Below are 13,172 nucleotides of genomic sequence, written 5' to 3'. Positions count from 1 at the left end.
ATCATGCCTCCTGTCAGCCACATCACCCGGGGAGTCTCGTCATGACCTCGATCAAACGCCTTTTCCAGCACGTCCGCCCGAGCCGCAAGCCCACGGCAGCGGCCGTGCAGGATCACCCGAACTTCTGGATGTACCAGTGATTCAGCCGGCGCCGCCGACCATCCGCAGCGGCACCTGCCGCCCGGCCTTCTGCGCCAGGTAGCGGGTGCAGCTGACGCGCAGGAAGGAGGCGAAGTTGACCACCTCGCCGCGAAAGTCCATGACCTCGTCGTGGAGTTTGGCGATCAGTTGGTTGGTGGTCATGCCGTCCACTTCGGCGATCTCGCGCAGGATGTCCCAGAACTGGTTCTCCAGGCGCAAGGTCGTCACCACGCCGTGGATGCGCAGCGAGCGCGAGCGCGACTCGTAGAGAATCGGGTCGGCCTTTACATAGAGTTCGCACATCGGCTTTATCTCCTGTAGCCCGGAGGTAATCCGGGGGAACGCAGGCAATGATGCTGCGCGGATTGCATCCGGGCTACGGCTTTGTGCGGCCAGAGCCCTACAACCGGATCTCGGTGCCGAGCAGCTTGAGAAAGCCCGCCAGCCAGGCCGGATGCGCGGGCCAGGCAGGTGCGGTGACCAGGTTGCCCTGCACGTGGGCCTGGTCCACCGGGATTTCCACGTAACGGCCGCCGGCCAGCGCCACTTCCGGTGCGCAGGCCGGGTAGGCGCTGCATTCGCGGCCTTCCAGCACACCGGAGGCGGCCAGCAGCTGGGCACCGTGGCAGACCGCGGCGATGGGCTTGTCGGCCTTGGCGAAGGCCTTGACCAAGGCCACCACCTCGGCATTCAGGCGCAGGTATTCCGGCGCGCGGCCGCCGGGAATCAGCAGCGCATCGTAGTCCTCGGCGCGCACCCCGGCGAAATCCGCGTTCAGGGCGAAGTTGTGCCCCGGCTTCTCGCTGTAGGTCTGGTCGCCCTCGAAATCGTGGATCGCGGTGCGCACGGTCTGCCCGGCGACCTTGTCCGGGCAGACCGCATGCACGGTGTGACCGACCATCTGCAGCGCCTGGAACGGCACCATGGTTTCGTAATCTTCGGCGTAGTCGCCGACCAGCATCAGAATCTTCTTGGCAGCCATGATCGTCTCCTGAGGATGGATGGAACGAGGCCATTATTCGCCCCTCCTTCTTCCGACAGGTAACAGCCCGGTACTACTGCGTAACGTTTGCCATATGCACCAATCGACGCGGAGGCGGCTCGCCCCCTACGTCAGATCCCGATCTTGTCCAGCGCCCGGCCGACCGCACGCCAGAAACCGCGCTGCGGACGCTCCGCCTCGCCGGGGCTGGCGGCGATACGGGTCAGAGGCTGCACCAGGCGGGTAGTGCCCAGCTCGCGCTCGGCGAGCTCGACCGATACCAGCTGCAGCGGGCCGTCGCCACCGTCCAGGGCCTCGCTCTGCGGCGGCGGCCCATCCTCGTCATAGCGCAGGTAGTAGGTGGCGCCCACGGCGGCGTCGAGGGTGAAGCTGGCGATCAGGGTGAAATCCAGCGGCCCGTCGGCCAGCAGGGTCCAGAAGCTGCCGACCAGCGGCCGGCGCATTTCCAACCGGTAGTTGGCTGCTTCGAACTGCAGCACCAGGTAGCCGTTGCTCGGCAGGCTGCCGATCAGTTGGTTGTCGAGGAACAGCCCCGGCGCCTCCAGCTCCTGGTCGGCCCAGTCGTTGCGCGGCCGGTACAGGTAGACCAGCGCGTGGTTCTCGTCGCCGAGCGCATGAGGGACGAAGGCTTCGCCATCGAGGTCGCCGAAGAAGGCCCCGGGGGTCGAGCAGCCGGCGAGCAGGACGACGAGCAAGGGCAGCAGCAGACGGCGCATCGGACATTCCTTGACAAGGACATGAGCCGAGCTTAGCCGGCCATAGCGCCTGCAGCACCCGACGAAAGTGCGGGAACGAACAAGGCCGGCATCGCTGCCGGCCTTGCGTCGCACGGCGGGCCGATCAGAGGGCGTATTTCTGCAGATTCGCCATCATCTCCCTGAGCGCCTCGACGTTATCGGCCGGGTGCGCGGCGCCCTCGAAGTCGCAGATGCGCTGCCACTGGGCGGCCACATCGTCCGGGCCGAAGCCGGCCTTGGGGTCGAAGCCGGCACCCAGGCTGCGCTCCCAGCGCACCTTGCCGACCCAGCCGCCGCCGACCTCGAACAGGCCGGCGCTGTCCTGGCAGGCGGAACTGCCGAGGTAGACCACCAGCGGGCTGACCAGCTCGGGTTTCAATTGCTCGAATACCTGCGGCGGGATCAGCCCCTCGGTCATGCGCGTGGCGCCGGTCGGGGCGATGGCGTTGACCAGGATGTTGTTCTTGCGCCCTTCGATGGCCAGGGTACGGGTCAGCCCGTAGAGGCCGAGCTTGGCCATGCCGTAGTTGCTCTGGCCGAAGTTGCCGTAGATGCCGGAGGTGGACGAGGTGAAGATCACACGCCCGTAGTTCTGCTCGCGCAGGTGCGGCCAGGCGGCGTGGGTGGTCTTGTAGGCGCCTTCGACGTGAACCTTGTAGACCAGCTCCCAGTCGGCGTCTTCCATCTTGTGGAAGCTCTTGTCGCGCAGGATGCCGGCGTTGTTGACCAGCACGTCGATGCGGCCGAAGTGGTCCAGCGCGGTCTGCACGATCCTGTCGCCGTCGGTCACCGAGTCGTGGTTGGCCACGGCGCTGCCGCCGAAGGCCCTGATCTCCTCCACCACCCTGTCCGCCGCCGAGGCATTGGCGCCCTCGCCATGAGTGCTGCCGCCGAGGTCGTTGACCACCACCTTCGCGCCGTGCCGGGCGAACAGCAGCGCATGGGCGCGGCCGAGGCCGCCGCCGGCGCCGGTGACTATCACCACTTGATCTTCGAAACGGATGGCGTCGCTCATGGAGGCTCCTCGACTGTCGCTGATTCGGCGAGTGTCGGGCAGGGACCGCGCGCTGTACAGGACGCGCGGCCTGCCTGAATGACGGCCGATAATGTGACCTTATGCGCGCCTACTGGCTGCCGCTCGCGCCGCCATTGCCGGTGCCGGGAACGGTGCCGCCGGGTGGCGTGCCGTCGGGAGCGATGCCGCGGGTGTCGTTTTCCGGCATCGGCTCGCCGACATCGCGGTCGGTGTCCAGGCCATCGTCGCTGGGCGTGCCAGGGGTATAGCCGCCGTCGTCGGTGGGATCGGTGGGCGATATGTCGGACGGCTCCTCCGGCGTCGGCTCCGGGACAGTCGGGCCGGTCGGATCGGTTTCCGCCAGCACGGGTAGGGACAGGCCGAGCAGGCCGGACAGCAGCAGGGCGGTTAGCGTCTTGGGCATGGGTATCTCCTCAGATTCGAGTGCATACCCTTCAGCCGACCCGCGGCCACGGCCCGATGTTCGAGCCGGCGGATCAACGGTCACCCCGGCGCCCGCCGATCAGGCCGGACGAATCAGGCGCAGGTGGTCGTACAGGTGCATGACGTGCGCCCGGGCATAGTCCGCGTGGCTCAAGGCACCATAGGCGAAATGCGGCTGCAGCGCGCCGCGGTGCTCGGCGAAACGGGCGAAGGCCTGCTGCAGGCGCGCCAGGGCGGCGTCCTGGCCGGCCGGAGCGAGCAGCGGCGCGGCGCCGGGAATGGCCTCGGCGAGTGGATGGCGCATCGCACCGCGGGCGCTGAACAGGGCGAAAGCCGCCGGCCCCAGGCTGTAGCGAAACCAGCCCGGTTTCAGCTCGGGATAGCCGTCCAGCGAATACTCGATGCTCTGCGCGCAGTGGTTGAATACCTCGGCCGGACGCCAGCCCGCGAGGCTGACCAGGGGCCGGCCGCTCAGCTGCTGCAGCAGCCGCTGCGCCGCCGGCAGGTCGAGCGCAGCCGGCGCAGGCATCCCGGGAAGCGCCCAGAAGCCGGCGCCGAGCACGGCGACACCGCCGAGCGCGGCGCCTTTCAACAGGGTCCGGCGTTGCATGCGCGTCTCTCCAGACGTTGACGAAAGTGCAGGTAATGCTCCAGCACCAGTTGCGGCGCCTCGCACTGCGGATAGTGGCCGATGCCGTCGAGCAGCACGGTGTCGGCTGCGCCGATCAGCTCGCGGTAGCGCGCCACCATATGCGCGCCGGAGATCGGATCGAACGCGCCATCGATCACCCGCATCGGCACGTCCGTGGCCTGCATCGCCGCGACCCAGCGCTCGCGCTGCTGGCGACGTTCGGGGATGTAGCGGATCAGGCGGTGCATCACCGCCGGGCCGTGGTCATGGGCGATCAGCCGCCAGAAATCGTCCAGCTCCGTTTCGCTCGGCTGGCTGTGCGGGCCGAAGATGCGGGCGAAGCCGGCAGCCAGCCGACGTCGCGAGAACAGGCGCCCGACCAGCGGGCCGAGCGGACCGAGCAGCAGCTTCTGCACCGGCAGCGGACGATGGGTCTCGGGGAACAGGCCACCATTGAGGAACACGCAGCTGGCCAGGCGGATGCGCCCCTCCTGATGTCGGGCGATCAGCTCCTGCGCCACGCTGTCGCCGTAATCGTGCGCCAGCACGTGCAGCGCTCGCGTCTCGCCCAGGTGGGCCAGCAGCGCCTGCTGCACGTCGGCCTGTTCGATCAGACTGTAGGCATGGCCGCGCGGCTTGGCCGAGTAGCCGAAGCCGAGCATGTCGCAGGCGATCACCCGGTAGCGTGCCGTCAGCGGCTGCCACAGGCGCTGCCAGTCCCAGCTGGCGGTGGGAAAGCCGTGGATCAGCAGCAGCGGCTCGGCCGCCGTATCGCCGGCCGTCCAGTAGTGGATCGCATGGCCAGCGACGTTGAAACTGCGGCCCTGATCGCGCCAGGCGTCCAGGGCGATGGCGGACGGCGCCGTCACCGCTCGTAGCCCGGGTTGCTGCGCTCGAGCTTGCGCAGCAGCGCCGGCCAGGGCAAGGCGCCGCCCATGCCCTGCGCGCTCTTCATCACCCCGGCGAGCATCGCGGCGGAGCCGTCGAGAATCTGCTGCGGGATGTGGACCAGCTCGCTGCCGCCGCTCTGCGCCATGATCTGCACCTCGCAGGCGCGCTGCAGGGTGAACATGCCGAGAAAGGCGTCGGCGATGCTGCCGAAGGCGGTGAGCAGGCCGTGGTTGGGCAGGATCATGAAGTTCTTCTCGCCCAGGTCGGCCTGCAGCCGCGCCTTCTCGTCGTGGTTGAGCGCCACGCCCTCGTAGCCGTGGTAGGCCAGGCTAGAGAGAACGAACAGCGACTGCTGCGACAGCGGCAGCAGGCCGTTCTTCTGCGCCGACACGGCGATGCCGGCCGGGGTATGGACATGCAGCACGCAACCGACGTCGGGACGCACCTCGTGGATGGCGCTGTGGATGGTGTAGCCGGCCGGGTTGATGTCGAACGGGCTGTCCATCAGCTTGTTGCCGGCCAGGTCGACCTTGACCAGGCTGGAGGCGCTGATCTCGTCGAACATCAGGCCGTAGGGGTTGATCAGGAAATCCTCGGTGCCCGGCACCTTGGCCGAGATATGGGTGAAGATCAGGTCGTCCCAGCCGTACAGGGCGATCAGCCGGTAACAGGCGGCCAGGTCGACGCGGGTGCGCCATTCGGCGGCGGATACCTGGTTCTTCACCTCGGGCAGGGTCAGCGGAGCGTTCACGGCGGTCACCTCGATCTCGTTGGGGTCGGTGGTGTCCGCAGTCTAGCCGCACGCAGAAGCGGCGATAGTCGCCCTGGCAGCCATCTTGCTGGCCCAGCGGGTCAGGCGCGCCCTGCCCTGGCGCGCCTCAGCCGTTCAGCGCCGCGGCGAAGGCCTGCAGCCAGGGCTCGGCATCGCTTTCCGGGGTGACCGTCTCGCTGGCGTCCAGGCGCAGCATCTCCACCACCTCGCGCAGGCCCAGCTCGGCGTAGAGTTCGCGCACCAGCTCGCCGCCGGCGCAAAAGGTGTCGTAGCTGGAATCGCCGAGCGCCAGCACCGCCGCCGGCAGACCGTGCCAGCCCGGCAGGCGGTCGCGGATTGCGCCGTAGAGCGGCAGCAGATTGTCCGGCAGCTCGCCCATGCCGGTGGTGGAGGTGACCACCAGGAACGCCTCTGGGCCGAAGGCCAGCAGCTCTTCCAGGCTCATCTGCGGCTTGTGCCAGGCCTCCAGGCCGGCGGCCTGGAGCTGGCGCGCGGCGTGGCGGGCGACTTCTTCGGCGGTGCCGTAGACCGACCCCGAAATAATGGCGACTCTCATGACGACTCCGGATACCAGGGAAAAACGCCGGCGATTATGCCGCAAGTGGACAGCCCGACCCGATGTTTTAGAATGCAGTCCACCTGCCCGCGGAACCGCCACCATGATCAATGCCAAGCTGCTGCAACTGGTAATCGACGCCTCCAACGACGGCATCGTGGTGGCCGAACAGGAAGGCGACGACAACATCCTGATCTATGCCAACCCCGCATTCGAGCGACTCACCGGCTACGCCGCCGAGGACATCCTCTACCAGGACTGCCGCTTCCTCCAGGGCGAAGAGCGCGACCAACCGGGGCTGGACGCCATCCGCCAGGCGGTAAGGACGCAGCAGCCGTGCCGCCAGGTCATCCGCAACTATCGCAAGGACGGCAGCGCCTTCTGGAACGAGCTATCGATCACCCCCGTGTTCAACGCAGGCGACCAGCTGACCTACTATATTGGTATTCAGAAGGACGTCACCGAGCAGGTCGAAGCCCAGCAACGTATCCACGAACTGGAGGCGGAACTGGCCGAACTCAGGGCACGCCTGGATAACTGACGAACGCACACAACTCTTGCTGCGGGACGCGGTCTGAATGTGCTGGACTGTAGGTAGTATCCGCCATGCCAAACGATCCGCTCCTGACCCAAGCCGAGCTGGACTTCATCCAGCAACTCACCACGCCGCCGCCTCGCAAGCGTCGCTCCCGCTCCGTTCCGCGCCTTGATCTCGGCGAACAGCTGAGCGAACTGCTCGGTCGCCTCGGCGATGGCGAGCAGTTCAGCCTGGATACCCATTCAGGCGCGGATCATCTGAGTTTCCCCCTGCACCTGATCGAGGACGGCCACAGCCAGCCGCGACTGGAACTGGGCGCCCCGCTGATCTTCGAACAGGGGGTCAGCGAGCGGCCCTGGCGCCTGTCGCTGTCCCCACCGCTGCCGCTGCTGGACAGACGCGACCGCCGCTGCGGCCTGCAGGCCCTGGAATTGTCGAACAACGGCATGCTGGTGCAGCACGACGCGCCGCGCAGCCCGGCCAAGGTTCAGCTGCTGCAATTGCTGCTGCCGCAGCAGCGCCGCGTGCAAGTGCGTGCCCGCCTGGTTCGTCGCGTCAGCCCCAACCGCTATGCCTACAGCCTGCAGCCCCTGCACAGCGAAGACGAACAGACCCTGCGCCAGTACCTGTTCGAGCAGCACAGCGATCGCCAGCACCACTCCGAACCGGCGGCCTGAAGGTCGCAGCCGGCCAACTCGCTTGGCGCCAAAACCGATGACAGCTTCGCCGCAGCCGCTCAAGGCCGGCGGCGAACGCGGGAATCAGGTGTCGAGGTGGCCGGCCAGAAACTGCTGCAGACGCCGCTGCATCAGCCGCCCTTCGTTGCCCAGGCAGGCGATGGGCGAGCCGGCCAGGCCGTCCTCGGCCAGGTCGGCGCTGTCGCCGGCCAGCAGCAGCGGACAATCCAGCGCCAGCGCCAGGCGTGACAGTTGCCGCGGCAGGTCGTCGCTGGGCGGCTGGTTGCTGAACAGCACCAGCGCCAGCGGCTGCATCTTCTCGCACACCAGTGGCAGCTCCAGCATCGGCTGGCCCACCCCCAGCACACTGACGCCGATATCGATGCCGCCGAGCATCAGCGCGGCCACCAGCAGTTCGAGTTCGCGGCAGTGTCCAGGCAGGGCGGCAAGCAGTATCCGCTCCTCCACCGCGCCACGGCCCAGCTGCAGACGCTGCAGACAACGCCCGCGCAGGAAGCTGTCGAGCATCAGCCACTCGCTGCTCTGGCCGAACTCATCCTGGCGCAGCAACAGCGACTGCCACACCGGCATGAAGATGTCCTGGAACACCACCGGCAATGGATAGGTGGAGAAGATCTGCCCGTATAGACGCTCCAGGCGCCCCTCGTCGAAACCACTCAGGGCGTAGCGGATCTGCCCCTGCCATTCGCCCCATTCGCCGGCGCTGGCCTCCTCGTAGACTGGTGCGACGCCGCTGCGGGCTCCAGCGCTCTTGGCCAGGATCTTGCCCACCTTGCTCACCGCCACGCCACGCTCGATCCAGGCCAGGATGCTGCGCACGGCGTCGATATCGGCCTGCGAATACAGGCGGTGGCCGCTGTCGGTACGGGTCGGCTGAATCAGGCCGTAGCGCCGCTCCCAGGCCCGTAGGGTAACCGGGTTGACCCCGGTCAGCCGCGAGACTTCGCGAATCGGGAACAGCTCCTCCTGTTTCAGGGCGCTGGACGCGAGCAGGGGGGCACCGGCGAGTTCGGACATGGCTTGGGCGTCGCGGCAGAAAAAGGTGCGGCAATTGTAACCCAGCCCCTGCAGCACGGCGCACCCACCTCGGCTCACTCGGTCGGCGGGCGCACCACGCCATCGCGCGGCACGGGCCAAGCCCGTACACCGGGCAGTTGCTGCATCCGCTCGACACGCTGGGGCATACAAAAGTTATACGAAAACAACGCAATGTACAACAAATGAAAAAATATCCAGAGCAAGCCTGAAAAGCAAAAGCCCTTACAACCCAGAAAAATAGCGCAGTACGCCTACGCACACACAAAACCACAGACCAGGCATGGTTGTACAAGCAGCATAGCTGGTATAACTTTGCTCCAGGTTCGACCGCTGCCGCGGAGTCGCTACTGCCCCTTCCCTTACCCGTGCATGAGCCTTATGAGCGCTGCCAGCTACCCCATCCTGATCACCGGCGCCAGCCAGCGGGTCGGCCTGTATTGCGCCGAACGGCTGCTCGATGCGGGCCAGTCCGTGATACTCAGCTATCGCCACGAACGCGAGGGCGTGCAGCGCCTGCGCCAACGCGGCGTCCTGTGCCTGCAGGCGGATTTCCGCGACGAGGCCAGCATCCTCGACTTCATCGCGCGCCTGAAATCCCATGCCGACGGCCTGCGCGCCATCGTCCACAACGCCTCGGACTGGCTCGCCGAAACGCCGGGCGAAGAGGCGGCGACCTTTCAGCAGCTGTTCGCGGTGCACATGCTCGCCCCCTACCTGATCAACCTGCACTGCGCCGAATTGCTGGGCCGCTCCAGCCCCGCCGATATCGTTCACGTCAGCGATGACGTGACGCGCAAGGGCAGCGCCAATCGCCCGGCCTACTGCGCCAGCAAGGCGGGCCTGGAGAGCCTGACGCTGTCGTTCGCCGCGCGCCTGGCTCCCGCAATCAAGGTCAACGGCATCGCCCCGGCGCTGCTGATGTTCAACCAAGGCGACGACGCCGAGTACCGCGCCAAGGCGCTGGCCAAGTCGGCGCTGGGCATCGCGCCCGGCCCCGAGGTCTTCTACCAGACCCTGCGCTACCTGCTGGACAACCCCTACCTTACCGGCACCACCGTGCCCCTCAATGGCGGCCGCCACCTCAAGTGAGGGAGCGCCAAGGATTACCGTCATGCACCCAGAGCTGCCCCAACATTACCGCGAAATCCTCATCGGCCTCGGCGAGAACCCCGAACGCGAAGGCCTGCTCGATACGCCCAAACGCGCGGCCAAGGCCATGCAGTACCTCTGTCACGGCTACCGCCAGTCGCTGGAGGAGATCGTCAACGGCGCGCTGTTCGACTCGGATAACGACGAGATGGTCATAGTCCGCGACATCGAGCTGTATTCGTTGTGCGAGCACCACCTGCTGCCCTTCATCGGCAAGGCCCATGTCGCCTACATCCCTACCGGCAAGGTGCTGGGCCTGTCCAAGGTGGCGCGCATCGTCGACATGTTCGCCCGCCGCCTGCAGATCCAGGAGAACCTGACCAAGCAGATCGCCGATGCGATCCAGAGCGTCACCAACGCCGCCGGCGTCGCCGTGGTGATCGAGGCCAAGCACATGTGCATGATGATGCGCGGGGTGGAGAAGCAGAATTCGGTGATGAGCAGCTCGGTGATGCTTGGCGCCTTCCGCGAGTCCTGCAACACTCGCCACGAATTCCTGCAACTGATCGGACGGAACAAGTAATGCCGCGACTGGAACCCGGAATGGCGCGCATCCGCGTCAAGGACCTGCGCCTGCGCACCTACATCGGCATCAAGGAGGAGGAGATCAACAACAAGCAGGACGTGTTGATCAACCTGACCATCCTCTACCCAGCGGTGGACGCGGTGCAGGGCAACGACATCGACCATGCGCTGAACTACCGCACCATCACCAAGGCGATCATCGCCCACGTCGAGGGCAACCGCTTCGCCCTGCTCGAACGCCTGACCCAGGAAATCCTCGACCTGGTCATGGCCCACGATGCCGTGCGCTACGCCGAGGTCGAGGTGGACAAGCCGCATGCCCTGCGTTTCGCCGAGTCGGTTTCGATCACCCTGGCCGGCCACCGCTAAGCGGCGCCGCGCTCGGCTTGCCGGCCCCGCAAGGGACTTCTATCATCGCCGCCAAAAGCCCGCCCCGGAGAGCCCGAGATGACCGAGCAAGAACGCCTCGAACTGGAAGCCGCCGCCTTCCGCAGCCTGGTACAGCACCTGCGTTCGCGCCCCGATGTGCAGAACATCGAGCTGATGAACCTGGCCGGCTTCTGCCGCAACTGCCTGTCCAAGTGGTACAAGGCCGCCGCCGACGACCTCGGCGTCGAACTGAGCCCGGACCAGGCCCGCGAAGCGGTGTACGGCATGCCCTATGCCGAGTGGAAGGCCAAGTACCAGAAGGAAGCGACGCCCGAACAGCAGGCCGCCTTCGACAAGGGGAACCAGGCATGAGCGCCCTCGCCGATTTCCGCCGCCGCCTGCAGCAGGACGACTTCACCTTCACCGAGACCCTGGCTTTCGTCGCCGCGCATTACCACTACCAGCCCAGCGCCTTTCGCAACGGCACGGTGGACAACGCCGCCGGGCAGAACGAAGGCTCGTGCAAGACCCTCGGCCTGGCCCTGCTCGAAGGCTTCAGCCTGGATGAGACCCTGCGCTGCTTCGGCGAACACTACCGCAGCGTGCGCGCCACCCCGGACGGCAGCGACCACGGCAATATCCGCGCGCTGATGGTCCACGGCCTGGACGGCGTGCAGTTCGAGCAGGCGCCGCTACGACGCCAGGACTGAGTCGGCTGCGCAACGATTTGCGCAACTGTCGGCAAAGGCTGACAGACATCACAAAACGCAAGGTTTATCCTGCGCGCCATGAGAGTCACCAGGGAAGGGGCTCGGCGCGATCCGCGCGGCACTTCCGGTGGACCGATACACGGCATGGAGTCGCCCGATGCAGCAAACCCTGGTATGGAAACCCTGGAGCAACCCCGGCGTCGAGACCCTGCGCCTGGGTCAGGACGAGGCCGGCATCCACGCCAGCAGCCACCTGATGCAGAGCCTCGGGGGTGACAGCATGGTCGCCAGCTACCTGCTCGACTGCGACCCGCGCTGGCGCTTCCGCCGCCTCTGGCTCAAGGTGGACAACCACGGTCCGCGCAAGCTCTGCCTGCAACGCGATATCCGCGGCAACTGGCTGCACAACGGCAAGCCGCGCCCCGATCTGCAGCACTGCCAGCACGTCATGCTCTCCGCCTCGCCCTTCACCCATACCCCGCTGCTGCGGCGCTGCGCCCTGGAAATAGGGCAAAGCGAAGAGCTGCAGGTGGCCTACGTCGACCTGCTCAGTCTCAAGATCGAGGCGCGCAGCCAGCGCTACCAGTGCCTGCAGCGGCGCCCCGAACAGAGCCGCTATCGCAGCCAGGCCGAGGGCAAGCCGAGCTGCGAGCTGACGGTGGATGACCAGGCGCTGCTGCTCGTGGCCAGCGAGCAGTACCTGCGCTTGAGCCAGCGCGGGCTGAAGATCAGCGCCTTGGTGTAGGGTGCGCCGTGCGCACCGCCGGCCACGAATTGCGTAGCGACGAAGCGGAATCCGCGCACACTAGATCGGCAATTGCCCGAACGCCCAGCGCAGCAGGAAGAACACCAGCAGACCACCGCCGATGGTCGCCAGCAGATGGCGACTGAAGGCGGCGATGGCGATGGCCGCCAGGCCGGCGAGCAGGTAGGCGTTGTCCAGGCTCAGCGCCCAGTGCGCGCCGTCCGGCAGCAGCATGCCGGGCACCACGATGGCGCTCAGCACCGCGGTCGGCACGTAATGCAGGCCCTGGCGCGCCAGCGGCGGGAAACGCAGGTCGGGAAAGGCGAACAGGCTATAGCGGGTGGCGAAGGTGATCGCCAGCATGCCCAGGATCAGCAACCAAACATCCATCACACCGCCTCCTCCTGCAGCTGTGGCTCGCGCCGCTCCAGCCACACCCCTACCAGGATGCCGCTGGCCGCCGCGGCCATCAGCCCGAGCTTGTAGGGCAGCGCATGACAGGCCAGCGCCACCGCCGCAGCGACCAGCGCCGCCGCCACCTGCGGCTGGCTCCTGAGCATCGGCACGACGATGCCGATGAAGGTCGCCAGCATGGCGAAATCCAGCCCCCAGGCGCCGATATTCGGCACCGCCTGGCCGAACAGCACGCCGATCAGGGTGCACAGCAGCCAGTTGCCGTACATCGCCAGCGCCGCGCCGAGAAAGTACCAGTGCCGATGCGCCGCGCTGTCGCCGCGGGCATAGCGCTGCAGCACCACCGCATAGGCCTCGTCGGTCAGCCAGAAGGCCAGCGGCATGCGCCAGCGCTTGGGTAGGTGGCGCACGTAGGGCTGCAGGCTGGCGCTGTACAGGGCATGGCGCAGGTTGACCACCAAGGTGGTCAGCAGCACCACCGCGATACCGGCGCCGCCGGCCAGCAGACTGACGGCGATGAACTGAGCCGAGCCGGCGAACACCAGCGCCGACATGCCCAGGGTCTGCCCCGGGCTGAGTCCGGCGGCGCCGGCCAGGCTGCCGAAGATGATGCCGAAGGGCATGGCGCCGAGCAGCATCGGCAGCATATCGCGGGCGCCCTGGGTGAATTCGTGATGACGGGACATGCAACCTCCTTGGGCCGCTCAGTCTAGACGGCGCCCCGGGGAGGATTCTTGAACGATCTTGCGCCGCCAGGGTGCGCCGTGCGCAGCGAGTCTGGGCCGATCTCGCGGAT

General features: G+C 67.0%; 20 protein-coding genes. 8 read left to right on the top strand and 12 right to left on the bottom strand.

Annotated elements, in window-relative coordinates; genetic code table 11:
- Positions 1-141 precede the first annotated feature (141 nt).
- The 9 genes from ACUTAF_RS03060 to ACUTAF_RS03020 form a co-directional block, all read right to left on the bottom strand.
- Positions 142-444, bottom strand: a complete 303-nt coding sequence (locus ACUTAF_RS03060; protein WP_445578585.1) for a ribbon-helix-helix domain-containing protein — start codon at positions 442-444, stop codon at positions 142-144.
- Between the two features lie 97 nt (positions 445-541).
- On the bottom strand, positions 542-1,126 hold the full coding sequence (locus tag ACUTAF_RS03055) for a DJ-1/PfpI family protein (RefSeq protein WP_445582392.1): 585 nt from the start codon (positions 1,124-1,126) through the stop codon (positions 542-544).
- A 128-nt stretch (positions 1,127-1,254) separates the two neighbouring features.
- Positions 1,255-1,860 carry a DUF2846 domain-containing protein gene (locus tag ACUTAF_RS03050; RefSeq protein WP_445578584.1) on the bottom strand — a complete coding sequence of 202 codons (606 nt, stop codon included), beginning with the start codon at positions 1,858-1,860 and terminating at the stop codon, positions 1,255-1,257.
- A 124-nt stretch (positions 1,861-1,984) separates the two neighbouring features.
- A complete protein-coding gene (locus tag ACUTAF_RS03045; protein WP_445578583.1) occupies positions 1,985-2,896 on the bottom strand; it encodes an SDR family oxidoreductase in 912 nt (303 codons plus the stop codon).
- Between the two features lie 109 nt (positions 2,897-3,005).
- Entirely contained in the window at positions 3,006-3,320 is a 315-nt protein-coding gene (locus ACUTAF_RS03040) for a hypothetical protein (RefSeq protein ID WP_445578582.1), read from the bottom strand.
- Between the two features lie 99 nt (positions 3,321-3,419).
- The gene (locus ACUTAF_RS03035) at positions 3,420-3,950 is read right to left on the bottom strand and encodes a DUF1569 domain-containing protein (protein WP_445578581.1); all 531 of its coding nucleotides are present in this window, start codon (positions 3,948-3,950) and stop codon (positions 3,420-3,422) included.
- Positions 3,929-4,840 carry an alpha/beta fold hydrolase gene (locus ACUTAF_RS03030; RefSeq protein ID WP_445578580.1) on the bottom strand — a complete coding sequence of 304 codons (912 nt, stop codon included), beginning with the start codon at positions 4,838-4,840 and terminating at the stop codon, positions 3,929-3,931. Before ACUTAF_RS03030 ends, ACUTAF_RS03035 begins: the two co-directional genes overlap by 22 nt.
- A complete protein-coding gene (locus ACUTAF_RS03025; protein WP_445582391.1) occupies positions 4,837-5,613 on the bottom strand; it encodes a class II aldolase/adducin family protein in 777 nt (258 codons plus the stop codon). Before ACUTAF_RS03025 ends, ACUTAF_RS03030 begins: the two co-directional genes overlap by 4 nt.
- 127 nt (positions 5,614-5,740) lie before the next feature.
- Positions 5,741-6,190: a flavodoxin gene (locus tag ACUTAF_RS03020; protein WP_445578579.1), complete on the bottom strand. Its 450-nt coding sequence runs from the start codon at positions 6,188-6,190 to the stop codon at positions 5,741-5,743.
- Positions 6,191-6,293: 103 nt separating this feature from the next.
- Here ACUTAF_RS03020 and ACUTAF_RS03015 point away from each other — a divergent pair, with 103 nt between their 5' ends.
- Both ACUTAF_RS03015 and ACUTAF_RS03010 read left to right on the top strand, forming a co-directional pair.
- A complete protein-coding gene (locus ACUTAF_RS03015; RefSeq protein WP_445578578.1) occupies positions 6,294-6,731 on the top strand; it encodes a PAS domain-containing protein in 438 nt (145 codons plus the stop codon).
- A 65-nt stretch (positions 6,732-6,796) separates the two neighbouring features.
- Positions 6,797-7,405, top strand: a complete 609-nt coding sequence (locus ACUTAF_RS03010) for a hypothetical protein (RefSeq protein WP_445578577.1) — start codon at positions 6,797-6,799, stop codon at positions 7,403-7,405.
- Positions 7,406-7,489: 84 nt separating this feature from the next.
- Here the strand turns inward: ACUTAF_RS03010 and ACUTAF_RS03005 are convergent, their stop codons facing one another.
- Positions 7,490-8,443 (bottom strand): MerR family transcriptional regulator, encoded by a 954-nt coding sequence (locus ACUTAF_RS03005; protein ID WP_445578576.1) that lies wholly within the window; start codon positions 8,441-8,443, stop codon positions 7,490-7,492.
- Positions 8,444-8,842: 399 nt separating this feature from the next.
- Between ACUTAF_RS03005 and folM the strand changes: the two genes are divergently transcribed.
- From folM to ACUTAF_RS02975, 6 genes are all read left to right on the top strand, one after another.
- Positions 8,843-9,553 carry a dihydromonapterin reductase gene (gene folM / locus ACUTAF_RS03000; RefSeq protein WP_445578575.1) on the top strand — a complete coding sequence of 237 codons (711 nt, stop codon included), beginning with the start codon at positions 8,843-8,845 and terminating at the stop codon, positions 9,551-9,553.
- A 22-nt stretch (positions 9,554-9,575) separates the two neighbouring features.
- Positions 9,576-10,136 (top strand): GTP cyclohydrolase I FolE, encoded by a 561-nt coding sequence (folE, locus tag ACUTAF_RS02995; protein ID WP_445578574.1) that lies wholly within the window; start codon positions 9,576-9,578, stop codon positions 10,134-10,136.
- Complete coding sequence (gene folX / locus ACUTAF_RS02990; RefSeq protein ID WP_445578573.1) at positions 10,136-10,507, top strand: dihydroneopterin triphosphate 2'-epimerase; 372 nt, start codon at positions 10,136-10,138, stop codon at positions 10,505-10,507. Before folE ends, folX begins: the two co-directional genes overlap by 1 nt.
- A gap of 78 nt (positions 10,508-10,585) precedes the next feature.
- Complete coding sequence (locus ACUTAF_RS02985; protein WP_445578572.1) at positions 10,586-10,879, top strand: DUF1244 domain-containing protein; 294 nt, start codon at positions 10,586-10,588, stop codon at positions 10,877-10,879.
- Positions 10,876-11,217 carry a HopJ type III effector protein gene (locus ACUTAF_RS02980; RefSeq protein WP_445578571.1) on the top strand — a complete coding sequence of 114 codons (342 nt, stop codon included), beginning with the start codon at positions 10,876-10,878 and terminating at the stop codon, positions 11,215-11,217. Before ACUTAF_RS02985 ends, ACUTAF_RS02980 begins: the two co-directional genes overlap by 4 nt.
- A gap of 157 nt (positions 11,218-11,374) precedes the next feature.
- On the top strand, positions 11,375-11,962 hold the full coding sequence (locus ACUTAF_RS02975; RefSeq protein WP_445578570.1) for a putative glycolipid-binding domain-containing protein: 588 nt from the start codon (positions 11,375-11,377) through the stop codon (positions 11,960-11,962).
- Positions 11,963-12,022: 60 nt separating this feature from the next.
- On the opposite strand, the gene ACUTAF_RS02970 is transcribed toward ACUTAF_RS02975, so the two are convergent.
- Both ACUTAF_RS02970 and ACUTAF_RS02965 read right to left on the bottom strand, forming a co-directional pair.
- Positions 12,023-12,352 (bottom strand): AzlD domain-containing protein, encoded by a 330-nt coding sequence (locus ACUTAF_RS02970; RefSeq protein WP_445578569.1) that lies wholly within the window; start codon positions 12,350-12,352, stop codon positions 12,023-12,025.
- Positions 12,352-13,062, bottom strand: coding sequence for an AzlC family ABC transporter permease (locus ACUTAF_RS02965; protein ID WP_445578568.1), 711 nt, complete (start codon positions 13,060-13,062; stop codon positions 12,352-12,354). Before ACUTAF_RS02965 ends, ACUTAF_RS02970 begins: the two co-directional genes overlap by 1 nt.
- Between the last annotated feature and the right edge of the window lie 110 nt (positions 13,063-13,172).

It is taken from the genome of Pseudomonas sp. SP16.1, assembly GCF_052682975.1.
This window is presented reverse-complemented; position numbering and strand designations above follow the sequence as displayed.